The 23,992-nt window shown below is 69.5% G+C and carries 30 protein-coding genes; 13 read left to right on the top strand and 17 right to left on the bottom strand.

From position 1 onward, the window contains the following. Nucleotides 1–263: 263 nt before the first annotated feature. From ACTMTF_RS16685 to ACTMTF_RS16665, 5 genes are all read right to left on the bottom strand, one after another. Nucleotides 264–572, bottom strand: coding sequence for a hypothetical protein (locus tag ACTMTF_RS16685; protein ID WP_441111456.1), 309 nt, complete (start codon nucleotides 570–572; stop codon nucleotides 264–266). Continuing rightward, nucleotides 569–709, bottom strand: coding sequence for a hypothetical protein (locus tag ACTMTF_RS16680; protein WP_441111455.1), 141 nt, complete (start codon nucleotides 707–709; stop codon nucleotides 569–571). The genes ACTMTF_RS16685 and ACTMTF_RS16680 overlap by 4 nt, the downstream gene beginning before the upstream one ends. 196 nt (nucleotides 710–905) lie before the next feature. Continuing rightward, complete coding sequence (locus ACTMTF_RS16675) at nucleotides 906–1,268, bottom strand: SCO4225 family membrane protein (RefSeq protein ID WP_441111454.1); 363 nt, start codon at nucleotides 1,266–1,268, stop codon at nucleotides 906–908. Between the two features lie 53 nt (nucleotides 1,269–1,321). Continuing rightward, nucleotides 1,322–2,551, bottom strand: a complete 1,230-nt coding sequence (locus ACTMTF_RS16670) for a M23 family metallopeptidase (RefSeq protein WP_441111453.1) — start codon at nucleotides 2,549–2,551, stop codon at nucleotides 1,322–1,324. Between the two features lie 317 nt (nucleotides 2,552–2,868). Beyond that, complete coding sequence (locus ACTMTF_RS16665; RefSeq protein WP_441111452.1) at nucleotides 2,869–2,976, bottom strand: excalibur calcium-binding domain-containing protein; 108 nt, start codon at nucleotides 2,974–2,976, stop codon at nucleotides 2,869–2,871. 279 nt (nucleotides 2,977–3,255) lie between these two features. Between ACTMTF_RS16665 and ACTMTF_RS16660 the strand changes: the two genes are divergently transcribed. Continuing rightward, nucleotides 3,256–3,657, top strand: coding sequence for a peptidase inhibitor family I36 protein (locus tag ACTMTF_RS16660; RefSeq protein WP_441111451.1), 402 nt, complete (start codon nucleotides 3,256–3,258; stop codon nucleotides 3,655–3,657). A 259-nt stretch (nucleotides 3,658–3,916) separates the two neighbouring features. Here the strand turns inward: ACTMTF_RS16660 and ACTMTF_RS16655 are convergent, their stop codons facing one another. Then, nucleotides 3,917–4,729, bottom strand: a complete 813-nt coding sequence (locus ACTMTF_RS16655) for an RNA ligase family protein (protein WP_441111450.1) — start codon at nucleotides 4,727–4,729, stop codon at nucleotides 3,917–3,919. Between the two features lie 154 nt (nucleotides 4,730–4,883). Between ACTMTF_RS16655 and ACTMTF_RS16650 the strand changes: the two genes are divergently transcribed. Together ACTMTF_RS16650 and ACTMTF_RS16645 are read left to right on the top strand one after the other, a co-directional pair. Then, the gene (locus ACTMTF_RS16650; protein WP_441111449.1) at nucleotides 4,884–5,585 is read left to right on the top strand and encodes a helix-turn-helix domain-containing protein; all 702 of its coding nucleotides are present in this window, start codon (nucleotides 4,884–4,886) and stop codon (nucleotides 5,583–5,585) included. A 44-nt stretch (nucleotides 5,586–5,629) separates the two neighbouring features. Next, a complete protein-coding gene (locus ACTMTF_RS16645) occupies nucleotides 5,630–6,175 on the top strand; it encodes a dihydrofolate reductase family protein (protein WP_441111448.1) in 546 nt (181 codons plus the stop codon). Nucleotides 6,176–6,218: 43 nt separating this feature from the next. On the opposite strand, the gene ACTMTF_RS16640 is transcribed toward ACTMTF_RS16645, so the two are convergent. Next, nucleotides 6,219–7,232, bottom strand: a complete 1,014-nt coding sequence (locus tag ACTMTF_RS16640; RefSeq protein ID WP_441111447.1) for a helix-turn-helix domain-containing protein — start codon at nucleotides 7,230–7,232, stop codon at nucleotides 6,219–6,221. Nucleotides 7,233–7,355: 123 nt separating this feature from the next. Here ACTMTF_RS16640 and ACTMTF_RS16635 point away from each other — a divergent pair, with 123 nt between their 5' ends. The 5 genes from ACTMTF_RS16635 (at nucleotide 7,356) to ACTMTF_RS16615 (ending at nucleotide 10,816) form a co-directional block, all read left to right on the top strand. Further along, nucleotides 7,356–7,988, top strand: coding sequence for a hypothetical protein (locus ACTMTF_RS16635; protein ID WP_441111446.1), 633 nt, complete (start codon nucleotides 7,356–7,358; stop codon nucleotides 7,986–7,988). 109 nt (nucleotides 7,989–8,097) lie between these two features. Further along, complete coding sequence (locus tag ACTMTF_RS16630) at nucleotides 8,098–9,069, top strand: alpha/beta fold hydrolase (protein ID WP_441111445.1); 972 nt, start codon at nucleotides 8,098–8,100, stop codon at nucleotides 9,067–9,069. Nucleotides 9,070–9,110: 41 nt separating this feature from the next. Beyond that, nucleotides 9,111–9,254, top strand: a complete 144-nt coding sequence (locus ACTMTF_RS16625) for a hypothetical protein (protein WP_441111444.1) — start codon at nucleotides 9,111–9,113, stop codon at nucleotides 9,252–9,254. Between the two features lie 74 nt (nucleotides 9,255–9,328). Next, on the top strand, nucleotides 9,329–10,060 hold the full coding sequence (locus ACTMTF_RS16620; RefSeq protein ID WP_441111443.1) for a DUF7873 family protein: 732 nt from the start codon (nucleotides 9,329–9,331) through the stop codon (nucleotides 10,058–10,060). Nucleotides 10,061–10,576: 516 nt separating this feature from the next. Then, entirely contained in the window at nucleotides 10,577–10,816 is a 240-nt protein-coding gene (locus ACTMTF_RS16615; protein WP_441111442.1) for a YiaA/YiaB family inner membrane protein, read from the top strand. A gap of 6 nt (nucleotides 10,817–10,822) precedes the next feature. On the opposite strand, the gene ACTMTF_RS16610 is transcribed toward ACTMTF_RS16615, so the two are convergent. The 6 genes from ACTMTF_RS16610 to ACTMTF_RS16585 form a co-directional block, all read right to left on the bottom strand. Then, nucleotides 10,823–11,473: a response regulator gene (locus tag ACTMTF_RS16610; RefSeq protein WP_441111441.1), complete on the bottom strand. Its 651-nt coding sequence runs from the start codon at nucleotides 11,471–11,473 to the stop codon at nucleotides 10,823–10,825. A gap of 4 nt (nucleotides 11,474–11,477) precedes the next feature. After that, the gene (macS, locus tag ACTMTF_RS16605; protein WP_441111440.1) at nucleotides 11,478–12,584 is read right to left on the bottom strand and encodes a MacS family sensor histidine kinase; all 1,107 of its coding nucleotides are present in this window, start codon (nucleotides 12,582–12,584) and stop codon (nucleotides 11,478–11,480) included. A gap of 12 nt (nucleotides 12,585–12,596) precedes the next feature. Further along, nucleotides 12,597–13,070, bottom strand: coding sequence for a hypothetical protein (locus ACTMTF_RS16600; protein WP_441111439.1), 474 nt, complete (start codon nucleotides 13,068–13,070; stop codon nucleotides 12,597–12,599). Between the two features lie 309 nt (nucleotides 13,071–13,379). After that, nucleotides 13,380–13,736: a hypothetical protein gene (locus ACTMTF_RS16595; RefSeq protein WP_441111438.1), complete on the bottom strand. Its 357-nt coding sequence runs from the start codon at nucleotides 13,734–13,736 to the stop codon at nucleotides 13,380–13,382. 22 nt (nucleotides 13,737–13,758) lie between these two features. Beyond that, complete coding sequence (locus ACTMTF_RS16590; protein ID WP_441111437.1) at nucleotides 13,759–14,598, bottom strand: alpha/beta fold hydrolase; 840 nt, start codon at nucleotides 14,596–14,598, stop codon at nucleotides 13,759–13,761. After that, entirely contained in the window at nucleotides 14,592–15,881 is a 1,290-nt protein-coding gene (locus ACTMTF_RS16585) for an MFS transporter (protein ID WP_441111436.1), read from the bottom strand. Before ACTMTF_RS16585 ends, ACTMTF_RS16590 begins: the two co-directional genes overlap by 7 nt. Nucleotides 15,882–15,972: 91 nt before the next feature. Here ACTMTF_RS16585 and ACTMTF_RS16580 point away from each other — a divergent pair, with 91 nt between their 5' ends. Then, nucleotides 15,973–16,524: a CGNR zinc finger domain-containing protein gene (locus ACTMTF_RS16580; RefSeq protein ID WP_441111435.1), complete on the top strand. Its 552-nt coding sequence runs from the start codon at nucleotides 15,973–15,975 to the stop codon at nucleotides 16,522–16,524. On the opposite strand, the gene ACTMTF_RS16575 is transcribed toward ACTMTF_RS16580, so the two are convergent. Together ACTMTF_RS16575 and ACTMTF_RS16570 are read right to left on the bottom strand one after the other, a co-directional pair. Then, complete coding sequence (locus ACTMTF_RS16575; protein WP_441111434.1) at nucleotides 16,503–16,994, bottom strand: GbsR/MarR family transcriptional regulator; 492 nt, start codon at nucleotides 16,992–16,994, stop codon at nucleotides 16,503–16,505. The two genes, ACTMTF_RS16580 and ACTMTF_RS16575, sit on opposite strands and share 22 nt — an antisense overlap. Next, the gene (locus tag ACTMTF_RS16570; protein WP_441111433.1) at nucleotides 16,991–17,875 is read right to left on the bottom strand and encodes an alpha/beta fold hydrolase; all 885 of its coding nucleotides are present in this window, start codon (nucleotides 17,873–17,875) and stop codon (nucleotides 16,991–16,993) included. The genes ACTMTF_RS16575 and ACTMTF_RS16570 overlap by 4 nt, the downstream gene beginning before the upstream one ends. A 100-nt stretch (nucleotides 17,876–17,975) precedes the next feature. Here ACTMTF_RS16570 and ACTMTF_RS16565 point away from each other — a divergent pair, with 100 nt between their 5' ends. Further along, nucleotides 17,976–18,461 carry a VOC family protein gene (locus ACTMTF_RS16565; RefSeq protein ID WP_441111432.1) on the top strand — a complete coding sequence of 162 codons (486 nt, stop codon included), beginning with the start codon at nucleotides 17,976–17,978 and terminating at the stop codon, nucleotides 18,459–18,461. 3 nt (nucleotides 18,462–18,464) lie between these two features. Here the strand turns inward: ACTMTF_RS16565 and ACTMTF_RS16560 are convergent, their stop codons facing one another. Beyond that, a complete protein-coding gene (locus ACTMTF_RS16560; RefSeq protein ID WP_397002960.1) occupies nucleotides 18,465–18,788 on the bottom strand; it encodes a putative quinol monooxygenase in 324 nt (107 codons plus the stop codon). 126 nt (nucleotides 18,789–18,914) lie between these two features. Next, nucleotides 18,915–19,382 carry a hypothetical protein gene (locus ACTMTF_RS16555; RefSeq protein WP_441111431.1) on the bottom strand — a complete coding sequence of 156 codons (468 nt, stop codon included), beginning with the start codon at nucleotides 19,380–19,382 and terminating at the stop codon, nucleotides 18,915–18,917. A 272-nt stretch (nucleotides 19,383–19,654) separates the two neighbouring features. Here ACTMTF_RS16555 and ACTMTF_RS16550 point away from each other — a divergent pair, with 272 nt between their 5' ends. The 3 genes from ACTMTF_RS16550 to ACTMTF_RS16540 all read left to right on the top strand — a co-directional run bounded on the left by ACTMTF_RS16550 (nucleotide 19,655) and on the right by ACTMTF_RS16540 (nucleotide 23,970). Next, the gene (locus ACTMTF_RS16550; protein WP_441111430.1) at nucleotides 19,655–21,133 is read left to right on the top strand and encodes a hypothetical protein; all 1,479 of its coding nucleotides are present in this window, start codon (nucleotides 19,655–19,657) and stop codon (nucleotides 21,131–21,133) included. 106 nt (nucleotides 21,134–21,239) lie between these two features. After that, nucleotides 21,240–21,815, top strand: coding sequence for an HD domain-containing protein (locus ACTMTF_RS16545; protein ID WP_441111429.1), 576 nt, complete (start codon nucleotides 21,240–21,242; stop codon nucleotides 21,813–21,815). 172 nt (nucleotides 21,816–21,987) lie between these two features. Next, the gene (locus ACTMTF_RS16540) at nucleotides 21,988–23,970 is read left to right on the top strand and encodes a GTP-binding protein (RefSeq protein ID WP_441111428.1); all 1,983 of its coding nucleotides are present in this window, start codon (nucleotides 21,988–21,990) and stop codon (nucleotides 23,968–23,970) included. Nucleotides 23,971–23,992 lie beyond the last annotated feature (22 nt).

Raw genomic sequence — 23,992 nt, 5'->3', positions numbered from 1 at the left:
CCGAAAGGCCCGAAACGCCCCCATAGGCGTCCCAAACATCCCTCATCGTCCCGAATTATTTCCCTGAGATCACCTCATTGAGGTTTCCCGAATTCGATGATCGCAGATCGGCATGGCGATGCCCATCGTTGTACTGCCAGCTTTCGCTTGTTTACTTCGTCGCGCTGGGCGGGCACCGATGGTCAACCGGTCGAAAGAACGCGACTCGACCACGTATAAGGACAGGACTCACCGCGCCCCGGGCGAGCGCGTGTCCCGGATCGTCAGACGACGTCAGCACATCCTGGGAACGCCGCCATCAACAGCGTCCCGGAGTCCTCGTCCACATGCGCCACAGAACGGGCGCCCAGGCAGTAGCGGCACGGCAGTGCGGCGGCCACGACCGGGTCGGCCCACGCCTTGTGCTCCCACGCCGGTGGCTGTACCGGCGGCGGGTTCTGGTCGCGTTCGGCGGGCTCATGCGCGCCGCCGACCCAGCCGCGGCCCTGGCAGAACCGGCAGGTGAGGAACATCCGGCCGAGCCGCTGCCCTCGGCGGCCTTCGCACTCCGGGCAGGTGATGGGGTCGCTCATCCGCGCCGCCCGGTGCCGCTGCACGCGCCACAGGAGCCCCACTCGTTGTGGCTCTCCTGCTTCCCGTTCTTCTCGATCCACTCGCCACCCGCGCCGAGGCAGGTGTCGCAGATCGGCGGCTCGTCGCTCTTGGCCATGCCGGGGACCGTACCCACATGAACGCGGTTCGACGATGGTGGGTGAGCGGAATGCCACCGGTGGGCTACGCCCTGACGTGGCGAGAACGTCCGGGGGCCGTACCCGATGACGACGCTCCTGCGGCGTTCGGAACTGGTGCGAGCCAGCCGATGGCGGCCGGCCTCATGCTCAGTCCAGAGCACTCGTTCGAAGGGATCAGGCGGCCCTGCCGTCGGGAACCGACGGGCCACGCACGGCCCGCCAGATCAGATACGACTGCAGCAAGCCCGCGCCGGTGAGGATCACTACGAGGAGTACGGGGTTCGCCGTCTGAGGCGGGAGAGCATCCCATCCCCACCAGATAAGCGGCCCAAGCGGGATCGTAACGAACATGAGGGCGACGCCGGACAGCAGGATCGGGTCCGGCACGGTCAGCAAGGTCACCACCGAGACAACGCCGAGGAGCATCACGAGGCTGGCGTACACACTGGCGAGAACTGCCGCGACACGGCCATGTCGGTAATGCCTCATGCGGTCACGCTCCTCGGACGCCCCGTAGAGGAGGCCGAGTGTACCCATCGAGGTTTCTCAGTGACGATCAGCGGCGAGGACCATCGCGCGCTCGGCGGCGGTCAGGTGGCGTTGTCCGACGTCACGGACGCCCCGCTCGCCGGCTGCTCGCAGCCCGCGCCGAAGGTGTGCGCCACGGACTGGCCCCAGTCCGTGGAGTCGGCCTGCACCTGGAAGTGCAGGTGTGGTGCGGACGATCGGCCCGTGTTGCCTGAGAGCGCGATCGCCTGTCCCCGCGCCACCTGGTCGCCTACGTTCACGAGCACGCCGTTGGCCTGGATGTGGAAGTACCAGCTCGTGAATCCACCGGCGTGGCGGAGCCGCACGGCGTTGCCCCAATTCTGCAGGCTCCCGTCCGGGAACGGGGTGTTGGTCGGAGTGGTCGGCTGGTTGGGGTTGTAGGTCGCTGTCAGGTTCTCCTGGAGCCACTCGACGGTGCCTTCGCGGGCGGCGCGGATCTCGGTGCCCTCGGGCAGGCCGAAGTCGAAGGCCCAAGATTGGCTGCCATTGTGGGAGCCGGCGGGGTTGTTGTTTCCTTGTCCAACTGTGTGAGTGACCCCGCCCTTCCACGGATACCGGTAGGCGCCGACCGGAGCTTCTTCGAGGTCGAGGCACGCAATCCTGAGCCCCTGCTGGAAGTACGCGCCATCCTCGGTCTTGAAGTCGACAACGTGCCGCCGCCAACTGCACCACTGGGTACCGTTCCCGGGACGCCACACTGCGGCGAGTCGCCCGTTGTCGGTCGTCAGGACGCTGAGGCGCAGCCCTTGGGCGAAGTAGGTCCGATCCCGGGCAGCGAAGTCGTCGCCTGTCATGTTCCAGTGGACCCATTGTGTGCCGTTGCCGGGGTGCCAGACGGCTGCGAATGTTCCGTCTTTGATGATGAGGGAGGTGATGCGGAGTCCTTGGGGGAAGTAGGTGGAGTCCTTGGCCTTGAAGTCGTCCTCTGTCATGTTCCAGTGGACCCATTGTGTGCCGTTGCCGGGGTGCCAGACGGCTGCGAATGTTCCGTCTTTGATGATGAGGGAGGTGATGCGGAGTCCTTGGGGGAAGTAGGTGGAGTCCTTGGCCTTGAAGTCGTCCTCTGTCATGTTCCAGTGGACCCATTGTGTGCCGTTGCCGGGGTGCCAGACGGCTGCGAATGTTCCGTCTTTGATGATGAGGGAGGTGATGCGGAGTCCTTGGGGGAAGTAGGTGGAGTCCTTGGCCTTGAAGTCGTCTTCCGTCATGCCCCAGTGGACCCATTGTGTGCCGTCGCCCGGGCGCCAGACAGTCGCGAAGGCATCGGTCATGGTGTCCCCCTAGGCGGGCAGGTAAGGCGGTCGGCGCTGGCACGGCTCCTCGTCGCATTCCGAGCCGTCTTGGAGTCTTGTGGCGGCGGTGAGACTTGGTCTTCCACGTCCCGATAGAACGTGCGGATGCCATCGACATCAACACTGGGATAGAAAACGGCATGCTCACTTGAAGTATGCTCAGCAATACCGTCCGTAAACGCAGTGCGTCCCGGCAGAGAGACGCGAACCGCGACGAGGTCGTGGAGGGTGGTGGCGCGGCGGAGAACGCCGAGTGACATCAGGGACGCCCGGCCCCTGCCGTCTCCCGGTGGTGCTCAGCGTTCGCAGACGATGCCGCCTCCGTCGCGATCCTGGTACCAGGCGTACTCCGCGTCGCGGCCTCGCGTGAAGGGCCGTAGCCTGCCGCGGTGGCGTCGCCGCACGTCCGGCGTCGCGTGGCCGGTTGCTGTTCTTCGTTGCGTTCGGTGTGACGCTCTCGCTTTCGAGTCGAGGGGCACTGGTCAGAGACGCACACCGTTCATCTGCGAAAAGACCTCGCCTCCGATCTCGAACAATGGTTCCCGCTCGTCGGACGGAAATCCCAAGTTTTCTGACAAGTCATTCGACGAATCTTTCTCCCGCGCGGCAGAAGAACAATGCTTCGGCCGAAGGAGTACGAACCGCGCAGTCAGGCCGGTGGTGGCCACCCAAGGAGGATTCGCATGAGGCGACTGAAGCAACTGAAACGACTGATCACGGTGACGGCCGTATGCGCCGCCGCGGCCTTCGCCGTGCCGACGGCGGCGTACGCCGACGAGGATCCGCTGAACGCCAACGCCCGCGTGTCCGGGGTGACACCCCGTCCCGCGAGCGAGGGCTGCCCCGCCGGCAACTTCTGCCTCTACACCGGCCCCGAATGGAGTGGGCGGGTCTTCCGGCTGTTCTATTGCCAGGAGTACGCCTTGAGCCGCTGGAACGGCTACGGGTCCTGGTACAACAACAACACCGGTGGCGCGCGGGCCCAGATCCTCAACAGCAGCCGCATCTCCATCTACGACACCGACCCCGGGGATTCGCACCCCGCGTACGACTTCGAGCCGGCCTGGTACGTCCGCGCATGCTGACGCGCTGATCGGGACAGTCGGACGGCCTGGTTCGTCGCGGCTCGCCAGGCCGTGGCGAACCCCAGGCATCGCCCGTGGCAGGAGGTTTCAGGCTGCCCCCATGGGACGAGGCGGACGGGACGATCGGGTGAAGAGCGCGAACCGTGTAGAGCCGCCGTCCACCCCGAACGCCGATATGGAATGCTCGCGATCATGACTGAGTCGGAAGAGCTCATGAAAGGCGTCGTGGCATCGACTCCGACTCCGCCCACCGCGCCACTCAGCGGCCGGCTTGGGGCGTGACGCCGGTGACTGCTCGTCCGGCATGCTTGGCGCGCCGCTTGAGGGTCCGGTCGTAGTCCTGGAAGCGGGCCTTGCTGATGACGCTGCGATCCGGGGCACGGAGAACGATGCCCTCGTTCAGGCCGGGGTCGCCCGACGTGGCCACCAGCGTGTGCCGGTACGGCTCCATGAACGCGCGCATCGGCTCGATCGCCGACGGCAACTCGTCGGCGTCGACCTCGAAAAGGCGCGGCGTCACCTGCGTGCCGCACGTCTCGGCGACCTTGCCCAGGGTGGTCTCGTCCGCGAACTCCTGCCCGCCTCGCTGCCGCCAGGCGGAGATCCGGTCGAGGTCCCAGGCCGGCAGGTCGCTGCCGATCGAGGCCACGTCGAACAGCCGTACCGCCGCCGCGCCGTCGCCGTACTGCTTCCACGCGGGAAGCTTCGTGGAGCCGTAGACCTCCAGGTAGAGCACGATGATCTCGTCGGTGCCGCCCAGCTCGGCCGAGGTGGCTCGCCCGGCCACGCCTCTCAGGGCGTCGACGATGCCGAGCGCCGGGTTGTGCACGATGTCGCCGGAGGCGGTGAGGAGGTCCTCGCGGGAGCCGATCAGCCATTCGCCGTCCGGGAGCAGGACGATCCGGCCGTTGGTGCCGTCGACCTTCTCCGTGCCGATCACGGTCCCGGTGAACTGGGTGGCCTCTTCGAGCAGGCCGCCGTTCTTCGGATCCAGAGCGTGGTGCGTCGGGATCGACGGGTATTTCGTGAGTGAGTTGAGCTTGCGCAGGTCAGCGGTTCGCAGCGAGAACATCGAGATGGTCCTTGGTCGGGGGTTCGCGGCGGGCGGGAGGTCCCGACGCATGATGGTGTCATCCAGGCCGTCTCCAGAGCCAGGCGATAATGCGGGCGCGTACGATTCTCGCAGCGCGAGCAGTGGCGGACCGGGGCGAAAGGGAATGGCCGGGATGGGCTTGGAGGTCGAGAGTCGATCGTCCGATTCGCCGTACGTCGAGCGGGTGTGGCGGAGCCGCAGCCATGACGTCGACCGGATGACGTCGATCGCGGCAGCGCATTGGGACCTGGTCTTCTGGGAGCACCGAGGCCAGGTGAGCGCGGCCGTCCAAGGGCCGTGGTCCAGGGCGAGCGCGGCCCCCGTGCCCGAGGACGCCACGTTCTTCGGGATCAGTTTCTCGTCCGGCACCTCGATGCCGCATCTTCCGGTCGGCCGGCTCGTCGACGGTTCCGCGGAGATTCCCGACGCCACGCGTAGATCGTTCTGGTTGAAGGGGTCTGCCTGGCGGCTGCCGGACTACGACAATGCGGAGGAGTTCGTACGGCGGCTGGTGCGTGAGGGGGTGCTGGACCGTGACCCGATCGTCGCCGAGGTGCTGCGCGGCGCGTCGCCGGATCTGTCCGAGCGCACCCTGCAGCGGCGTTTCGTGGCGGCGACCGGGCTCACCCGCGGCGCCATCCGGCAGATCGATCGGGCCCGGCAGGCGGCGGTCCTGATTCAGGAGGGGGTGCCGGCCCAGGACGTGATCCACCGGCTCGGATACTTCGACCAGCCCCACCTGGCGCGGTCGCTGACCCGCTACATCGGGCGGACCGCCACGCAGCTGGGCGATCGGGACCAGCCGGAGCCGCTGTCGCTTCTGTACAAGACCTGAGTTCTCCTCCTCGTCTAACCTTCCGGAGGACAAGGAGGAGAACAGTGGCAAAGATCGTTTCGAGTTTCTTCATCTCGTTGGACGGTGTGGTCGAATCGCCCGACCAGTGGCACTTCCCGTACTGGAACGACGAGATGGGCGCGGTGGTCGAGGCCGGCATGCAGAGTGCGGCGGCGATGCTGATGGGCCGCAAGCTGTACGACGAATGGTCCACGTACTGGACGACGACGGACACCGACCAGGATGTCGCCAAGGCCCTGAGCGGCACTCCCAAGTACGTCGTGTCCAACACCTTGGAGACGGCGGACTGGGACAACACCACCGTCATCTCCGGTGACGTCGCGGCCAGGCTGAGCGAGCTCAAGGAGCGGATCGACGGCGACATCCAGATGTCCGGCTCCGCGACGACCGTGCGGTGGCTGCTCGCCAACGGGTTGCTCGACGAGCTGAAGTTGCTCGTCCACCCGATCGCGGTCGGTCATGGTCAACGGCTCTTCGAGGACACCCCGACCCACCCGCTGAAGCTGGTCAAGTCCGAGACCTTCCAGACCGGCGTGCTCAACCTGACCTACGTTCCGGACGCCGGCTGACCACCGCTCACGACCCGGCGCGGCTGAGCACCACCGCGGTCCCTCAGAGCTTGTGGTCCGCTGTGAGAGCGGCGGCGACCCATTCCTCGGTCGCCACGGCTTCGTCCGGGTCCGGCTGCGGTGTCCCGTCGATGGTGGCGATGAGTGACAGATACCTGTCGAGCACGCTGCCGAACCGGGACACGGCCTCCTCGGCGTGCCGGTGTGCCTCGCTGGTGCGGTCGGGGGCGGCCATGTGGCGGCGCACCTCGTCGACGTCGTACTCGCCGCCGGCGTAAGCGACGAACTCCGCGGTCACGGCCACGAGGCGGTCGGCGAGCTCCCGTGCCTCGGGCGAGTCCGGGGCCATCCCGGACTGCCGGGCCGTCGAGACCTCGACTTCGACCAGCCGTCGTCTCTCGATGTGTTCCATCATCTCCGGTGAGGTCACCTCGAGTGCCCGAGTGGCGGAGGTGGCGGCGAAGCTGTCGTGGAAGAACTGGCGGACCGCCTGGCGGAAGTCGCCGTCCTGGACCAGGTCGGCCAGCTCGATCCAGGCTTCGAGCTGTTCGGTGGCGGGCTCCTCCGGCAGGTTCGGCCGCATCCGGTGGAGCTGCTCGGCGAAGGCCGGGTGGACGTTGAGGCCGGTCGTGACCTCGTCCCAGAAGTCGTCGATCAGCCGGTTACGGTCGTCGTCGGACATGGAGACGAGCTTGTGCATGAGACTCACCTGTTCGGTCGCGGTGTGCTGTTTCACGATGGTCCGCAGGACGGCCCGCCTGGCCTGGAGGCGACGTGTCTGGCGCTCGACCAGCGCCAGATGCGCCGTGGCCAGATCGCGGAGCGTCGTCTCGTCCGCCAGTAACCGGCGGATGTCCTCCAGGCCGGCGCCCAGTTCGCGGAGGGTGCGGACGAGTTCGAGCCGGGCGATGGCCTGGACGTCGTACAGCCGGTAACCGGCGTCCGTGACGTCGGTGGGCGCGATGACCTCGGCGTCGGCGTAGAACCTGATGGCACTGACGCTCAGGCCGGTGCGCCGCGCCACATCTCCGATCGGGTACAGCTCGTTGTCGTCCACGGCGTCCACTATGGGGTCTCAAGCCGGTCGAGACTCAACCCCTTGCGTCGATACCGGTTGCTCGCCGGGGCCGGGGTCGTAGCCTGTCGAGGATGATCCGTCCGCCATGAGGAGTCCGTCCCGATGACCACGAGGAGGCGAGCACCCTTGCGGCTGAAGGTGATCTTCGTGCTGTTCGCCGTCTACGCCGTCACGGCGGCGCCCGCGTTCCTCCCGGGCGAGTGGCGGGTGATCCTGCAGCCCGCGACGGATGACCGGGCCGAGGTCTACTACCAGCCGGTCTCCACGGTGCACCTCAGGTCATACGAGGGCATCGGGCCGTTCCTGCGCGCTCTGGAGACGGCCGAGAGGCGGGCCAGGACCCATCCGTACGATCTCGCGCCGCCGTACATCCTGCACGGGCCGTACCGGCTGATCGCTCCCTATGTCACCGCGCGCGGACGCGAGCTGGCAGCTCCGCGGATCTCTGGCGTGAACCTGTCGGACGGGGCGTGGATCCCGTACGCGATCGTGCCCCAGGTGAGACCGGCGGAGAACAGTCAAGCCGAGCTGGTCGCGGTGACGGAGGACAGGGAGGGCGGTCGACCGATCGACGAACCGGAAGCACTCGGCATGGGGATCGATCCGGAGCTCAACCGAATCGTCGTCACAACGAACACCTTCGACCAGGAGCTGCGCCGCAGACTGGCCGAGCGGTACGGCGGACTCGTCGTCATCGCCTGGGATCCCTTCGCCAGGCCGCTCCGGAATCTGTGAGGGAGTCGCGTGGCCGGCGTTTGCCGAAGTGGCAACAGGATTCGTTACGGTCGCCGCCTCGGGCGGATGATGGCTCGCGTTGCCCACGGCGAACTGTCCTGGAGGATTCATGTCCCAGCCCACCGATGTGACGCATCGTTCCGTCTCGTCGCCTGCCGGCAGGATTCACCTGGTGGAGCAGGGGGCCGGGCCGCTGGTGCTGCTGGTGCACGGGTTCCCGGAGTCCTGGTACTCGTGGCGTCATCAGCTGCCGGTGCTGGCCGCGGCCGGTTACCGGGCGGTCGCCATGGACGTTCGCGGCTACGGGCGTTCGTCCAAGCCCGCGAACGTGGCCGCGTACCGGATGCTCGACCTGGTCGAGGACAACGTCGCCGTGGTGCGTGCGCTCGGAGAGGAGACGGCGGTGATCGTCGGGCACGACTGGGGGGCGACCATCGCCGCGAGTTCCGCGCTCGTCAGGCCGGAGGTCTTCCGCGCGGTCGGCCTGCTCAGCGTGCCCTACGCGCCGCCTGGCGGGCCGCGGCCCAGTGAGGTCTTCGCGCACATGGGCGGGGACGAGGAGTTCTACGTCTCGTACTTCCAGGAGCCCGAGCGGGCCGAGGCCGAGATCGAGCCGGACGTGCGGGGCTGGCTCGCGGGCTTCTACGCGGCCTTCTCCGCCGACACCATGCCCGCCGCCCCGGACCCGCACTTCGTGAGCCGGGGCGGGAAGCTGCGCGACCGGTTCCCCGCCGGGCGGTTGCCCGCCTGGCTCAGTGCGGACGACCTCGACGTGTACGCGGGGGAGTTCGAGCGGACGGGCATGACCGGGGCGCTCAACCGCTACCGGAACATGGACCGGGACTGGGCGGACCTCGCCGCCTTCCACGGCGCGCCCATCACGCAGCCATCCCTGTTCGTGGGCGGCGCCCTGGACGCCTCGACCACCTGGCTGTCCGACGCGATCCGGGCCTATCCCACCACTCTGCCCGGCCTGGTCTCCTCGCACCTTCTCGACGGATGCGGCCACTGGATCCAGCAGGAGCGCCGCGCGGAGGTCAACGAGATCCTGACCGGCTGGCTGGCCTCCCTGCCCGCTTGAGCCCACCGGGCGGAGACGGCTGGACCGAGCCTTGGCCGGCCATGCCGCCCTCCGCCGGGGATGCCCTGCGGCGGGCCGAGCGGCTCACGGACGATCTGTCCGCCGCGCCCTACGCCGGCCTCGACGCCAAGGAGCGCGCCGAGCTCGTCGAGCTGCTCGACGGGGTCAGGGCTGCCGGTATATGACATGCGACCCACGGTCACGTCGCTGTACGATCATGCGCTGTACGGGAAAATCCCCTGATGAACGGATTCGTGTCGTGGCGAAGCTGAACCAGATCCTCGCCGTGGAGAAGGGCGTCAAGTCCGACGCCCAGCGCAAGGTGACCGACGCCTACCACCGGATCCAGAAGACACCGCTGCTGTCGGGCATCTCCCGCACCTACCAGCCGATCGACGACGAGGGCGAGATGCTGCCGCCCGAGTCCACCCGCGTGCAGGTGCAGGCCGAAAGTGTCCTGAAGGACGTCGCCACGGCGCTGACCCGGCTCTTCGACGTGACCGCGACGAAGGACTGGGCGAACACGCAGGCCAGGGCCAGCGTGGTCGTCGACGGCGAGACCCTCATCGAGGACGCCCCCGTCACCTACCTGCTCTTCCTGGAGAAGCAGCTCGTCGACCTGCACACGTTCGTGGCGAAGCTGCCGACCCTCGACCCCGCCGACACGTGGTCGTACGACGACAACGCCGAGACGTGGCGCACCGAGCCGGTCAAGACGACCCGGACCAAGAAGGTGCCGCGCAACCACGTCCTGTCGGAGGCGACGGACAAGCACCCGGCGCAGGTGCAGGTGTTCACCGAGGACGTCGTGGTCGGCTACTGGACGAAGGTCGCCTTCTCCGGCGCGCTGCCGAACCGGCGCGTGAACGAGCTGCTGACCCGCATCCAGAAGGTGCAGGACGCGGTGAAGTACGCGCGCGAGGAGGCGAACACGTGGGCGGTGACCGATCAGGAGATCGGCGAGCGCCTGTTCCGCTATCTGCTCGCCTAAGATGAAGACTCCCCGTTGAGCGCGGGGTGCGCGAAAGCGCGAAGCTGAAGCTCAGGCTGAAGTTGATACGCGGTGACATGAAGGTTCGAGTCCTTCCCGGGGCACACGCGCCCCGGTGGCCCAATGGTAGAGGCAGCCGCTAAGAATCAGATTCTCGCTCTAAGCTCAGTATTCACCGTCGAGTGCCAGATCAACCGAGTGCAGGCTGTGATAGTCGAGATGCGGGTTCGATTCCCGCTGGACGCTCTCTCATGCGTCCGTGGCTTAATGGTAGAGCGCGATATCGTAATGATGACCGGCACTCTTAAACGCCGCTGGCACCCGTACACGGCAGTTCATTCAAGGCCCCCCGGCTTGGGTAAGTCCGGGGGGCCGCTGCCATTCCGGAGGACCGGTGCGCGTACCTAGTCCGAGTAGGTACGCGTACTCAGGCGTCGCGCCGGCCGGTGTCAGACCATGGCAGGCATGAGCAAACCAGTCCAACCCACCATGACCGGCGCCTAATACGCACAGTGCGTGATCTCCTTCGGCGCGGCGCTCGGCAGCGTGGCTCTCGGCGTCATCTTCCTGCCGATCGACCCCTGGCTTCGCGCGTTCCTCGCGGTCTCCGTGCTGTACACCGTGACGACGGCCTTCGGCCTGGCCAAGTGCCTGCGCGACCGGCAGGAGATCGTCAGCATGGCCAGCCGGGTCGACCAGGCGCGCCTCGACAAGCTCATCAGCGAGCACGACCCGTACAAGGTCGACACGCTCTGACCCGGCCTACGCCTCGTCGAGGCCCCGTTCGATCGCGTACCGGACGAGCTCGACCCGGTTGTGCAGATGGAGCTTGTTCAGGGTGTTCTGTACGTGGTTCTGCACGGTCCGGTGGCTGAGCACCAGCCGTTCGGCGATCTGCTTGTACGACAGGCCCTTGGCGACGAGGCGCAGCACCTCGGTCTCCCGGTCGGTGAGGCTCGGCCCGTCGCTGACGGGCCGCTGCGTGGCCAGGCGGCGATACTCGCCCAGCACCAGCCCGGCCAGCCCGGGGGTGAAGACCGGCTCCCCGTCGGCCGTGCGCCGGACCGCGTCGAGGAACTCCTCCCGGCTCGCCGACTTGACCAGGTAACCGGAGGCCCCGGCCTTGACCGCCTCCAGCACGTCCTCGTGCTCACCGCTCGCCGACAGCACCAGCACGCGGGGCGGATGGTCGGACGCGGCCAGGCCCCGGGCCACCTCCACCCCGGGCAGGTCGGGCAGGCGCAGATCGAGGATGACCACGTCGGGACGCACGGTGGCGGCGACGCGGAGCGCCTGGCGGCCCTCGCCGATGGTCGCCACCACCTCGTAGCCGGCGTCACCCAGATCACGGGCGACCGCATCCCGCCACATCGGATGGTCGTCCACCACCATCATCCGCAGAGCGCTGGTCATGCCGTCACCTTAAACCGGCGGGAACGATCAGCTCGACCTCGGTGCCCTGGCCGGGCACGGACGTGACGCCGACGGTGCCGCCCATGCCCGCGATCCGGCCCCGGATGGACTGCGCGATGCCGAGCCTGCCCTCCGCCTCCGCCGCCGAGAGGCGGCCCGCGGGGATGCCGGGCCCCTCGTCACGCACCGTGATGGTCATCGAGGCGTCGTCGTTCTCGGCGAAGATCCAGGCCCTCGCGTCCTCGCCGCAGTGCCGCCGTACGTTGTCGAGCGCCGCGCCCACGGCCGCGACGACCTCGTACGCCTGGCCGGCGGGGAGGGGCAGCGGGGTCGCGGGGGTGGACACGGTGACCGTCGCCGTGGCGTACCGGTGTAAGCGGGCGCCCACGTCGACGACTCCCGAGTCCGGCATGACCGGTCCGTTACGGATCATCTCGCGCAGGGCGGCCTCCTGCTCCCCGGCGAGCCGTCCCAGCTGGGCGGCCTCCCCGCCGATCTCCAGCCCACGGCGCTGCACCAGCGCCAGGACCTGGAGGACGGATTCATGGATGCCACGAGCGAGCCGTTCGCGTTCGCGGCCCGCCGCCTCTATCTCGACGGCCCGCTGCAGCCGTTCCTCCGCCTGCTTGGTGAGCCGGGCCACGTGACCGACGACGGTTCCGGCGAGAATCAGCAGGACGGCCCCGTTGACCGGGACGGAGAGGTCGAACGCGCGCAGCCCGCGCAGCCACAGGTCGGCGAGCGAGAGCACGACCGCCGCGACCGCGCCCGCCCGCCGCCCGCCGTACACGGCCCAGGCCAGCACCGGCCCGCCGACCCAGGTCGCCGTCACCGGCATCAGCCCCGGTCCCGCCGCGTCCCCCTGAACGTACGGCGAGGTCAGCATGCAGCCGAGCGTGACGAGCACGTCCATCATGAGCAGGGGGCGGGTCCTCTTGGTGGAGTAGGCGACAGTGGTGGCCACGGTCCAGACCGTCATCACCCCGAAGACGAGCCAGCCCGCGACCGGACGCTGGTAACCGCCGGCACCGGCCAGCAACAGCGCGGCGTAGCCGAGGGAGGCGATGCGGTAGACCGCGATCGCCCGCCAGAACGACCCCTCGATCTCCATGCCCACCCTCGTTCAGCTGCCGATACGCACGTCGCCCAGGGAGATCCGGTCGCCCAGATCGAGTCCGAGGTCCCTGATCCACTGGGACTTCCCGGTCCGGACGTTGACCTGGTAATAACCGAAGGAGCCGCCGGGCTCGGGAGGCTCTGCCTCCACGATGTACTCATCCGCGTCGAGCCAGCCGTGTCCCCGCGCGTCGCTCGGCTCGGACAGCAGTCGCAGCTTCAGTTTCCTCATGGTCTTGCCTGTGCCGGTGTCATAGGTGAAGAGATGTTCGTCGCCGTCCTCGCCGATGGTGGCGTGCGTCGTCACCAGTACGTCCCCGCCCGGGGACAGGTCGCCGTCGAAGCCGTCTCCGCTCCATTCTCCGGTCACCTGGCCTCGGCGGTCGAGCATGGTCACCGTACCGGTCGCGGAGCCTTCGCCCCGCTCCGGGCAGTTGCGTGCGGCGGCGATGACAGCGGCGTTCTCGCTCAGCCCGAGCACGTCGCAGAACCCGGGAAAGGCGGACGTCCTCCCGGTGGCGAACTCGGTGAGCAGCAGCCGGGGCCGGGCGCCGGCGAATGCGACGGCGAAGAATCGGCCGTCGGTCGATATACGCAGATTGCGGAGATCTCCGAGTGCCTTAAGTCCAGGGGCGGTGAGATGGCCTTGAGCTGCGCGGCGGGCAGATCCCAGCCGACGAATCGCATCCGCTGCTTGCTGAAGTACGCCAGGTGATGGCCGTCGGCGGTGATGCGGAGTGGGATGCCGTTGCGGCGGCCGGCGTCGTTCACCTGGGCTTGGCTGACCGCGTCAGGGAGGGGGACATCGGTTGAACAGCCGCCATCGCGCCCACCACAGGCTGACGCCGTAGAGGATATCCAGCTCCTGCCTTCCCTCGCCTGTTCTGTAGTTCACGTGCAGTTGCCATTCGCCGCATGTGGTCGAGGTGGGCGGGAGCCGGTCATGGCAGTCCGAATTCTCGGGGATGAACGCGTACTGCACCGGCGGATCGAATGGCCCGGGTTTCCATTCGGGTGCCGCCCGGGGATTGTCGTCACGATTCAGGAAGAGGAAGCCCGCGCTCAGGACGGCGAAAATAAGGAGGCCGATTCCGACGCGTTGGCCAGGCCGAGCGGTTCGGCCCGGCTTTTCGGCTCCTGTGGACATGACGGGCTACTTTATAGAGCGTTCAGGTCTGGGCGTGGAGCCAGTCCAAAGCTGAGGCGGCCGAGTTGAGGACCGAGATGTGGCCGTCGCCCGGGGTGAGGCGGAGTTGCGCCGCCGGGCAGCGGCGGGCGAGCCACTGGCCGTGCGCGCACGGGATGACGCGGTCCTGGTTGCCGTGCAGGAACAGGACGGGGGCGGTCACCTGGGCGGGGTCGAATCCCCAGGGGGCGACGTAGGCGAGGTCGTCGTCGATCTGGGCGGCGGGGCCCGCCGCCACGGCGGGGCCGACGACGCTGTTCAGCCAGGACCACTCGCCGGCGAGGGCGGCGTGGTCGGCCGGGGTGAACATCTCCGGGTCGTACTCGGCCCTCGCCTGGTGCGCCTCCCTCGCGGCGCGGCCCTCGGCGGCCGCGCGCAGGGAGGCCGCGCCGGAGGGCGTCATGCCGGCGAACCAGTCGAGCCCCTCCGCGTCGTACGGCGCCATCCCGGACACGCTGACCACGCTCAGGACGCGGTGGGGGAGCAGGGCGCCGCAGGCGAGCGCGTGGGGGCCGCCGCCGGAATGGCCGATGACGGCGAACCGGTCGATGCCCAGGGCGTCGGCGACGGCGGCGACGTGGGTGGCCGCCGAGGCCACGTCCCGGCCCGGATGTGGGGTGGATCCGCCGTATCCGGGGCGGTCGTAGGAGATCCAGCGGATGCCGAGGCGGTCGGCGGCCGGGAACAGGGGCGCCGGCGGGCTGCCGAGGTTGGGGGTGCCGTGGTGCCAGAAGACGGCCAGGCGTGTGGTGTCGCCCGGGGCCGTGTCGTAGGTGTGCAGGATGTGGCCGTCGGCCAGCTCGATGTCGCTCTCTGTCAGCACGTCGGCGAGCGTAGCGTCCGGGTCTGACGATTCTCGTCCGGTGAGACGTCCGGTGGGACGGCTGGTGGGATGACCGGGGAGATGGCCGTGGAGAGGTCGGTACGGAGGGCGTACGGGATGAAGGCGGCCAGGATGGCGACGGCGAGGGCGGTGGCGAGGGCGAAGACCGCCCGCACACCCCAGAGCTCCGCGCCGAGGCCGGCCATCGCCGCACTGGCGGGGATCACGCCCCAGCTGAGCACGCGGGACGCGGAGTAGACGCGGCCCAGCAGGTCGGGTGGGGACAGGTTCTGGCGGATCGTGGCCACCAGGATGCGCCAGACGCTGGACCCGGCCCCGGCGATCACCGCGCCCGCGGCCACGGTCCACGCCGGTCCGCCGAAGGCCACGGGCGCGACCAGCAGGACCGTCCCGGCGGCGTCGGCGATCAGCAGTCTGGTCACGCCGAAGCGGCGTCGCAACGGCTCGACCACCGCCGAGGCGAGCAGGCCGCCGACGGCCATCGCGGTCAGCACCAGGCCGTACTGGGCGGTGCTGAGGCCGAGCGGGCCGGGGGTGACGGCGTACACGACGAGCAGGGCGGTCGCGACCGCCCAGGGGATGTTCATCACGGCGGTGAAGAGGGTGAGGGTGCGGACCACCGGCTGCCGCCACAGGTACCGGAAGCCGGCGACCACGTTCCCGGAGGTCGCGTGCGTGGCCGGGGCGCGGCGGCGCAGCGTCATCAGCGCGAGCCCGGCGACGGCCAGGGCGTAGAGGGCGGCGCTCGCGCCGGTGGCCAGGGCGAGCGTGATGCCCGCCAGCAGGCCCGCGAGCGGCGGCCCGGCGAGCTGGTTGGTGACGTTGACCGTCCCCTCGATGCGGGCGTTGGCGCTGCTCCGGCCGGTGGGCTGGACGACCATCGGGATGGTGGAGGTCAGCGCGGTGTCCACCAGGGTCTCGGCCACGCCGAGGAGCACCGCGGCGGCGAGGATCAGCGGCAGGGACAGGGCGCCGGTGAGGTGGCCGGCGGTGAGGGCGGTCAGGATCAGGGCGCGGACCAGGTTGACGCCGGTCAGGAGCAGCCGGCGGTCCACGCGGTCCACGATCCAGCCGGCGTGCAGGCCGAAGACCGGCCAGGCCAGGGTGAGCGCCGCCGTCACGGCGGCCACCCCGCCCGGCGACGCGTCCGCCGCGATGGCGAGCAGGGGGAGGACGAACAGTGCCATGCCGTCACCGAGGTTCGCGGCGCCGGTGCCGAACCACAGCGCGTTGAACGGCCGGCCCAACGAGCTCGGGTACATGTTCTTACCTTTCAACCGTGTTTGATCGGTAATAGCCTTGCCCGGATCGTCTGACCTGTCAACCGTCTTTGATCGGTGAGATAGTGGAGGCATGACAGACATCGAGCTGGTGGGGAACGCGCTCTGCCTGGACTTCGCCAACACGGTCAACGCCCGTCCGGTCGCCCGGCGCGACTGGCTGGGCACGCCGGAGGGGGCGATGACCTGGAGCGCGGCGGCCGGGCGCCCGATCGAGGACCTGGACGGGCTCGCGGCGGCCCTGCCGGAGGCCCGGCGGCTGCGGGAGGCGGTGTTCCGGGTGTTCGAGGCGCTGGCGCACGGGGACAGGGCGCCGCGGCCGGATCTCTCCGCCGTGCTCGCGCTGTACGGCGACGGCGTCGCCCACGGCGGGCTGGAGGAGGCCGACGGGGTCTTCCGGCTGGCCTGGGGGGCGCCGCGTACGGTGCGGGTGCTGCTGTGGGAGGTCGCGGCCTCGGCGGTCGAGCTGCTCACGCACGGGCCGCTGGATCGGCTCGGCTCGTGCCCGTCGTGCTGCTGGGTGTTCCTGGACGTCAGCAAGAACCGTCGCCGCCGGTGGTGCAGCATGACCACCTGCGGCAGCCGCGACAAGTCGCGCCGCTACTACGCGGGGCGCTCGTCCTGAGTCAGGGTCGCCCGGTGCTGCTCCCAGCGGAGCCAGAGGGCGGGGAGTTCGGCTTCGAGGAAGCGGTACAGCTCGGCGACGCCGGCCAGGCGCGCGGTGCGTTCGGGGGCGGCGTCGGCGAGGACGGCGAGGCCGCGTTCGGTCACTTCGCGGAACGCCGAGGTCTTGGCGTAGCGGGAGGCGAGCATCCGGCTCCAGCCGTCCGCGGCGATGCGGAAGTACTCCTGCCGCTCGCCGCGCTTGCGGAAGCCCTCCACCAGGCCGCTCGGGGTGAGCAGGCGCATCGTGGAGCTGATGGAGCTGCGGCTGATCTGCAGGGCGTCCGCGAGCTGGGCGGCGCTCTGCTCCGGCGGGTCGCAGATGAGCAGCCAACCGACGACCCGTCCCGCGATGTGCGGCAGGCCCTCCTCGGTGAAGAAGGCCGCTACGTCGTCGACGAAGTCGAGCTCGGCGTTCGTTGGCTCGGTCATGATCCCATTGTTGCCGGAGAGCCGGGTGATTGCCGGAGAAAGTCCGCGATGAGGGTGTTGATCCGTTCTGGGGCCTGCCGGTTCGCCCAGTGTCCCGCGCCCTCGATCAGCTCGAACCTCGCTCCTGGTACGGCCTCCGCCGCGGCACGGGTGTGTTCCGGGTTGACGCCCACATCGCCGCTGCCCTGGATGAACAGCGCCGGGCAGGCGATCCTGGGCAGGTCCGGGCGGAGGTCGACGCGCATCCGGCGCAAGCCGATCGAGCCGTTCTGCCAGTCGGAGGAGCCGGCGCCGTTGCGCAGGACGTCGGCGTGGTACTCGTCCACGATCTGGTCGAAGTCGTCGACGTGGCCGCCGGCGAAGAGGGCGCGCCGGGCGAACCACGCGCAGGCGGCGCGGCTGCGGAAGACGAGCGACGGGAGCGTCCGGTTGAGCAGGGACCACTGGGCCGTGACCCAGAGCAGCTGATGGACGACGGGCGGGAAGGAGATGACGCCCGCCGGAGCCAGGGCGACGATGCGTGAGACGCGCTCCGGATGCTCGACGGCGTAGCCGAGGGTGATCGCGCCGCCCTGGGACAGACCGACGAGCGCGGCCTGGTCGAGGCCGAAGTGGTCGAGCACGGCCGTGACGCAGCCGAGCATCCGCTCGTGGCCGGCGGTGCCGGCCCAGGGCTTGCTGCCGCCCTGCTTGGGCCAGTCGAGGGCGAACACGCGGTGCTCGGCGGCCAGGGCGGGGATGGCGCGCCGCCAGCTGAGCACGGCGTTGTCGACGCCCGCGCCGCTGAGCAGGACCACCGGTGTGCCCGCCTCGCCGCGGGTGATGACGTGCAGGTTCCCTTCGGGTTGGGGGACGTACGTGCTCTCGCCGAGATCGTCCATGGTCCTATTATTACGGTAATTGCAGTATTTACTGCAACGTGGCTCCTGAAAAAACTTCTGGGTCGTGTGTCGATCCAGTGGGAGGCCGTACGACGCGTCTGTGAAAGAACGGACAGCGAGCGTGAAGGACATCACCATGCAGAAGATCAAGACCTACCTGTGGTTCGAGAACCAGGCCGAGGAGGCCGCGACCTTCTACACCTCCCTCTTCCCGAACTCCGAGATCGTGCACGTGCAGCGCGCCGGCGAGGCGGCGATGACCGTGACGTTCACGCTGGCCGGGCAGGAGCACATCGCGCTCAACGGCGGCCCCCAGTTCACCTTCAACGAGGCGATCTCGCTGTACGTGGACTGCGAGACGCAGGAGGAGGTCGACGAGCTGTGGGCCAAGCTCGCCGACGGCGGCGAGGAGGGGCCCTGCGGCTGGCTGAAGGACAGGTACGGGCTGTCGTGGCAGATCATCCCGAAGGCCCTGCCCGAGCTGATGAGCACGTCGGACCCGGCGGCGGCCGAGCGGGTCATGAAGGCCATGTTCGGCATGAAGAAGATCAGCGTCCAGGGACTCCTGGACGCCGCCGCTTCATAGGGCCTAGTCGACCGCCATCTCGCCGAGCAGGGACCAGTCGTCCTGCGGGATCGTCGCGTTGACGATCCGCGGCGTCTCGGCGAGGTGGCCCGGCAGGGTCCGCTGCGCGGTGCGGAAGTGCTCGGACTGTACGTGCGCCGCGCCGGCGTCGGCGTCACGGAAGGCCTCGACCAGGACGTACTCGGCCGGGTCGTCGAGGCTGCGGGACCAGTCGAACCACAGGCAGCCGGGCTCGGCGCGGGTCGCCCGGGTGAACTCGGCGGTGATCTCGCCGAACCGGTCGGCGGACTCCGGCCGGACACGGAACTTCGCGGTGATGAAGATCATCGGGCCTCTCTCTTCTCGGGGAGCGAATCAGACACCGATGCTAGGGGAACGAGCGGGCAGCGCTTGATCAGCACGCCGTGAAACCGGGCTTGACCAGCATCATCCCGATGGCTCCGCCCGAGCGGTTCAGGTGAACTGGCCGAGCCGGAACCTGCGCACGGTAAGCGGAACGGTGCACCGGCTGATCTCCCGGATCTTCCGGAAGCGGGTCTTGGGGTCGATGGTGACCTTCACGCACGTCATCCGCACCTCGTGATGGCCCAGGAGCGCGTAATAGGAGATGACGGCGCCGCGCCGGCCCAGGCCCCGGTCGGAGAGGCCCAGACCCACCTCCCGGTAGAGCCGCCGAGAGCCCTTGAGGGCGAAGGCGGTGGAGCCGATGATCGCGTGGTTGGCCGTCACGGGGCAGTGCGCGAAGATGCGGACGATGTTGTTCTGGCGCGGCGCCTCGGGCAGGACCCGCAGGGAGGTGAGCTTCTTCCAGTCCTTCGGCGGCGGATCGTCGGTGGCCGCCGGTTCCGTGCGCGCCTCGGCCGCCGGACCGGAACCCATGGCGAGGGCGGCGACGAGTGCCATTCCCATGAGGGCACGCATCTCTTCCTCCTGCCGGCCGTGGCCGGGACACCTGTGCTGAGCGGGCTGTTCTTCTCATTATGTCGATCAGGTGGCGACGGGGGATGAGCCACGCCGCCGCTCGGCAGGGCCTGCTCGACGGCCGTTCCGCGGGATCGTCGCGTCCCAGACACCGATGCCAGGGAACGAGCGGGCAGCGTCTTGATCAGCACGCCGTAAAACCGGGCTTGACCAGGTCTTAGGCGCGGAGGCCGAGGGTATGACCCCGGCTCCGTCGATCTTCGGAGCCCATCATGACCGTCACTCGCCGCCCACGGGTGCTCGCGGCCGCCGTCGCCCGGCCGAGGTCCGCGCCCGGCCCGGTGCTCCTGCTCGCGCTGGTCAGCGTGCTGTACGGCGTGGCGCAACTGGTGATCGTCTCGCCCTGGATGGGCATCGGCTGGGACGAGACGGTCTACGCCAGCCAGTACGCCGGCCATGCGCCGCCCGCGGTCTTCAGCGCGCCACGGGCACGCGGGGTGCCGCTGCTGGTCGCGCCGGTGGTGGCGGTGACGGACTCGGTGTTCGCGCTGCGGCTGTACCTGACGCTGCTCTCCTCGCTCGCCCTGTTCGGCGCGTACTACGTCTGGCTGCGGGTGCGCGCCGACCGCTCGGTGCCGCTGGCCGCGCTGCTGTTCGGCGCGTGCTGGCTGTCCCTGTTCTACGGCAACGAGGCCATGCCGAACCTGTACGTCGCGCTCGGCGCGGTGGCGGCCACCGGGTTTCTCGCCCTGCTCGGCCGCTCCCGGGCGGCGCTGTTCGGGCTGGGCGCGTCGCTGGCCGTGGTGTCGCTGCTGCGGCCGTCGGACTCGCTGTTCCTCGCGGTGCCGCTGGGCGTGGCGGCGCTGCTCACCTTCGACCGGCGGCGCCTGCTCGGGCTGGTGGCGATGGCCGCCGGGCTGGCCGTGGGGTGGGGGCAGTGGCTGGTGGAGGCGCTGACGCGGTTCGGCGGCGTGGCCGAGCGGCTGCGGGCGGCGGAGGAGGCCAACCTGACCGGGCTGACCGTCTCCGTGCTGGAGCACGCCCAGGCGCTGGACGGGCCCTCGCTGTGCAGGTTCGGGGTGAGGTGCGGGGAGGTGTCGCCCATCGCGCTGGTGTGGTGGCTGGCCATCCCGGCGACGGCCGTCCTCGGTGTGTGGGTGGCCTGGCGTGCGCACCGGCCGGGACCTGTCGTGCTGGCCGCGGTGACCGGCCTGGCGGTGGCGTTGCCGTACCTGTTCTATGTCGGCTACGCGGCGCCGCGCTTCCTGATGCCGGCCTACGCGCTGCTGGCGCTGCCCGTCGCGGTGGCCGCCACCGGCCTGGGGCGAGACGGCTTGGGACGAGACGGACGGTGGCGGGGGGCCGTGGCGGGGGTGATGGCCGCCGGAGTTCTCGCCCACCTCGCGCTCCAGGGCGCGTACGCGTACAAGATGGCGGGCAACACGCTGGAGACCAGGCAGGCGATCGGGCGGGCCACCGAGGAGCTGCGCCGGCTCGGGGTGCGCCCGCCCTGCCTGGTGTACGGCCAGTCCGGCGTGCAGATCGGCTACCTGCTCGGCTGCGAGTCGCAGGGCGTCATCCAGGGGTTCGCCTCCCGGACGCCGACCCGGGTCCGGGAACTGGCGGAGGGCGGGCACCGGCTGGTCATGGTTTACACCGACCTGCCGCTGCCGCGCTACGCCCGGGACTGGGACGAGGTCGTGCTGACCGGCCGGTGGAAGGCGCGGTTCGCGCCCGCCGGCGGACGTTGACGGCGCGGCGAGGTGAGCCCAGGACATGGGTGTCCGGTGCCCGGTCCAGTGGGTACACCTCGTCTACGCTGGCGAAATGGTGTAACGAGGCCAAGGGGGGATCTTCGTGACGGACGAACTGGCGGGAGTGGCCGGTGTGCTGTACGAGTTCGGGCTGCTCAAGCGGTACAAGCGCACCGGGTGGCTGGTGGCGGGCGTACGTGATCCGGAGAGCATCGCCGATCACTCCTTCCGCACGGCGGTCATCGCCGGCGTCATCGCCAAGCTGGAGGGCGCCAACGCCGAACGGGCGGCGTTCATGAGCCTGTTCCACGACACCCAGGAGACCCGCATCACCGACATCCCGTACATCGGCAAGCGCTATCTCAAGGCCGCCCCGAACGAGGAGGTCACCGCGGACCAGATGCGCGGCCTGCCCGCGCCGGTGGCGGAGATGGTGCGCGGCGCGGTCGGCGAGTACGAGGAGAAGACCAGCCTGGAGGCCGTGTGCGCGCGGGACGCCGACAAGCTGGAGTGCCTGATCCAGGCGGTCGAGTATCGCGAGCAGGGGCACCAGAACGTGCAGCCGTGGATCGACAGCTCCCTGGCCGCGCTCAGGACCCCCACGGGTAAACGCCTGGCCGAGGAGGCTCTGCGTACGGGCACCCTGGACTGGATCATGCCGGTGCTCAACGGCGACTGAGGCGCCCGGCGGCCAGGGGTGACGCCCATGGCCGCCGAAAACCCGTTGTCCCGGCGGACGTCCATCTGTTGCACTACCGGAGCATCATCGATCGACCGAGGAGCAGCGATGCGCGCAGCGTTCATGTCTGACCAGCTGAGAATGACCATCCACTCAGAGGACATGGCGCTTAGTGAAATCGCTCAACCTAGGAATCCTGGCGCATGTCGACGCCGGTAAGACAAGTCTGACCGAGCGGCTGCTGCACGCCGCCGGGGTCATCGACGAGATCGGCAGCGTCGACGAGGGCAGCACCCAGACCGACTCCCTGGAGCTCGAACGCCGGCGCGGCATCACCATCAAGTCCGCCGTCGTCTCCTTCCCGCTCGACGACGTGACGGTCAACCTGATCGACACGCCCGGCCACCCCGACTTCATCGCCGAGGTGGAGCGGGTGCTGAACGTGCTCGACGGCGCCGTGCTCGTCATCTCGGCCGTGGAGGGCGTACAGGCGCAGACCCGTGTGCTCATGCGCGCGCTGCGCCGGCTGCGCGTCCCCACGCTCATCTTCGTGAACAAGATCGACCGCCGTGGCGCCCAGGACGAGCGCGTCGTGCGGAGCATCCGCGGCAGGCTGGCCCCGGCGGCCGTCGCGATGGGGTCGGTCACCGGCCTCGGCGCCCGCGACGCCCGCTACCTGCCCTTCCCCGGCGGCGTCGCCGGCGACGACCTGCTGAGCGTGCTCGCCGACCACGACGACGCCCTCCTGGCCGCGTACGTGAACGGCACGGAGGCCATCTCGCCCCGCGAGCTCCGGAACGAGCTCGCCGCGCAGTCACGGCGGGCGCTGGTGCACCCGATCCTCTTCGGCTCGGCGATCACCGGGGCGGGGATCGCCGAGCTGATCGCGGGGATCAGGGAACTGCTGCCCGGCGTGGCGGGCGACCCCGGCGGCCCGCCCTCGGGCACCGTCTTCAAGGTCGAGCGCGGGCCCGCGGGAGAGAAGATCGCCTACGTGCGGATGTTCGCCGGCACGATCCGGCTGCGGGACCAGGTGCCGTTCCGGGACGAAGAAGGGAAGGTCACCGCCGTCCGCGTCTTCGACCGGGGCGCGGCCGTACGGGCGTCCTCGGTCGAGGCGGGACAGATCGGCAAGCTGTGGGGACTCGGCGACATCAGGATCGGCGACGAGCTCGGCCTGCCGCGCACCGATGCGCCCGCCGGGGGCCGCCACTTCGCCCCGCCGACGCTGGAGACCGTCGTCGTTCCCGCCAGGCCCGCCGACAAGGGCGCGCTGCACGTCGCGCTCTCCCAGCTCGCCGAGCAGGACCCGCTGATCGACCTGCGCCAGGACGACATCAGGCAGGAGACGTCCGTCTCCCTGTACGGCGAGGTGCAGAAGGAGGTCATCCAGGCGACGCTGGCCGAGGAGTTCGGCCTCGACGTCACCTTCCGCGAGACGACCACCATCCACGTCGAACGGCCCGCGGGCACCGGCGCGGCGGCCGAGTTCATCGCCAAGCCGCCCAACCCGTTCCTGGCCACCGTCGGGCTGCGCGTCGAGCCGGCCCCGACCGGCTCCGGCGTGGACTTCAGGCTGGAGGTCGAGCTCGGCTCGATGCCGTACACGTTCATCAGGGCCGTCGAGGAGACCGTCCGGGAGACCCTGCTGCAGGGGCTGCACGGGTGGCGGGTCACCGACTGCGCGGTCATCCTCACGCACACCGGCTACTGGCCCCGGCAGAGCCACGCGCACGCGGTGTTCGACAAGAGCATGTCGAGCACGGCGGGAGACTTCCGCAACCTGACGCCGCTGGTGCTGATGGAGGCGCTCAGGCGGGCCGGCACCAGGGTGTACGAGCCGATGCACCGCTTCCGGCTGGACCTGCCCGAGGACCTGTTCGGCACGGTGCTGCCCGTGCTCGCCCGCCACGGCGCCGTCCCCGGGACGTCCACGCCGCAGGGGGCGTCCTACCTGGTGGAAGGGGTCATCCCGGCGGCCAGGGTGCACGAGCTGGAGCAGCGGCTGCCGTCGCTCACCCGAGGCGAGGGCGTCCTGGAAAGCGCCTTCGACCACTACCAGGAGGTTCGCGGCCAGGTGCCCGCCCGGCCACGGACCGACCACGACCCGCTCAGCCGCAAGGAGTATCTGCTGCACGTCCTGCGGCAGGTCTAGTCGCTTCGTGGTTCGTGCGGTC

It is taken from the genome of Nonomuraea sp. ZG12 (assembly GCF_052068115.1).
Taxonomy (GTDB): domain Bacteria; phylum Actinomycetota; class Actinomycetes; order Streptosporangiales; family Streptosporangiaceae; genus Nonomuraea.
The sequence above is the reverse complement of the archived record's forward strand: the minus strand, read 5'-3'. Positions and strand labels throughout refer to the sequence as shown.

Bases quoted from the DNA above. Each gene is read 5' to 3' on its own strand.
- ACTMTF_RS16685 (WP_441111456.1), bottom strand. From the start codon at position 572: ATGAGCGACCCCATCACCTGCCCGGAGTGCGAAGGCCGCCGAGGGCAG.
- ACTMTF_RS16680 (WP_441111455.1), bottom strand. From the start codon at position 709: ATGGCCAAGAGCGACGAGCCGCCGATCTGCGACACCTGCCTCGGCGCG.
- ACTMTF_RS16675 (WP_441111454.1), bottom strand. From the start codon at position 1,268: ATGGGTACACTCGGCCTCCTCTACGGGGCGTCCGAGGAGCGTGACCGC.
- ACTMTF_RS16670 (WP_441111453.1), bottom strand. From the start codon at position 2,551: ATGACCGATGCCTTCGCGACTGTCTGGCGCCCGGGCGACGGCACACAA.
- ACTMTF_RS16660 (WP_441111451.1), top strand. From the start codon at position 3,256: ATGAGGCGACTGAAGCAACTGAAACGACTGATCACGGTGACGGCCGTA.
- ACTMTF_RS16655 (WP_441111450.1), bottom strand. From the start codon at position 4,729: ATGTTCTCGCTGCGAACCGCTGACCTGCGCAAGCTCAACTCACTCACG.
- ACTMTF_RS16650 (WP_441111449.1), top strand. From the start codon at position 4,884: ATGGGCTTGGAGGTCGAGAGTCGATCGTCCGATTCGCCGTACGTCGAG.
- ACTMTF_RS16635 (WP_441111446.1), top strand. From the start codon at position 7,356: ATGACCACGAGGAGGCGAGCACCCTTGCGGCTGAAGGTGATCTTCGTG.
- ACTMTF_RS16630 (WP_441111445.1), top strand. From the start codon at position 8,098: ATGTCCCAGCCCACCGATGTGACGCATCGTTCCGTCTCGTCGCCTGCC.
- ACTMTF_RS16625 (WP_441111444.1), top strand. From the start codon at position 9,111: ATGCCGCCCTCCGCCGGGGATGCCCTGCGGCGGGCCGAGCGGCTCACG.
- ACTMTF_RS16610 (WP_441111441.1), bottom strand. From the start codon at position 11,473: ATGACCAGCGCTCTGCGGATGATGGTGGTGGACGACCATCCGATGTGG.
- macS (WP_441111440.1), bottom strand. From the start codon at position 12,584: ATGGAGATCGAGGGGTCGTTCTGGCGGGCGATCGCGGTCTACCGCATC.
- ACTMTF_RS16595 (WP_441111438.1), bottom strand. From the start codon at position 13,736: ATGTCCACAGGAGCCGAAAAGCCGGGCCGAACCGCTCGGCCTGGCCAA.
- ACTMTF_RS16585 (WP_441111436.1), bottom strand. From the start codon at position 15,881: ATGTACCCGAGCTCGTTGGGCCGGCCGTTCAACGCGCTGTGGTTCGGC.
- ACTMTF_RS16580 (WP_441111435.1), top strand. From the start codon at position 15,973: ATGACAGACATCGAGCTGGTGGGGAACGCGCTCTGCCTGGACTTCGCC.
- ACTMTF_RS16575 (WP_441111434.1), bottom strand. From the start codon at position 16,994: ATGACCGAGCCAACGAACGCCGAGCTCGACTTCGTCGACGACGTAGCG.
- ACTMTF_RS16570 (WP_441111433.1), bottom strand. From the start codon at position 17,875: ATGGACGATCTCGGCGAGAGCACGTACGTCCCCCAACCCGAAGGGAAC.
- ACTMTF_RS16560 (WP_397002960.1), bottom strand. From the start codon at position 18,788: ATGATCTTCATCACCGCGAAGTTCCGTGTCCGGCCGGAGTCCGCCGAC.
- ACTMTF_RS16555 (WP_441111431.1), bottom strand. From the start codon at position 19,382: ATGCGTGCCCTCATGGGAATGGCACTCGTCGCCGCCCTCGCCATGGGT.
- ACTMTF_RS16550 (WP_441111430.1), top strand. From the start codon at position 19,655: ATGACCGTCACTCGCCGCCCACGGGTGCTCGCGGCCGCCGTCGCCCGG.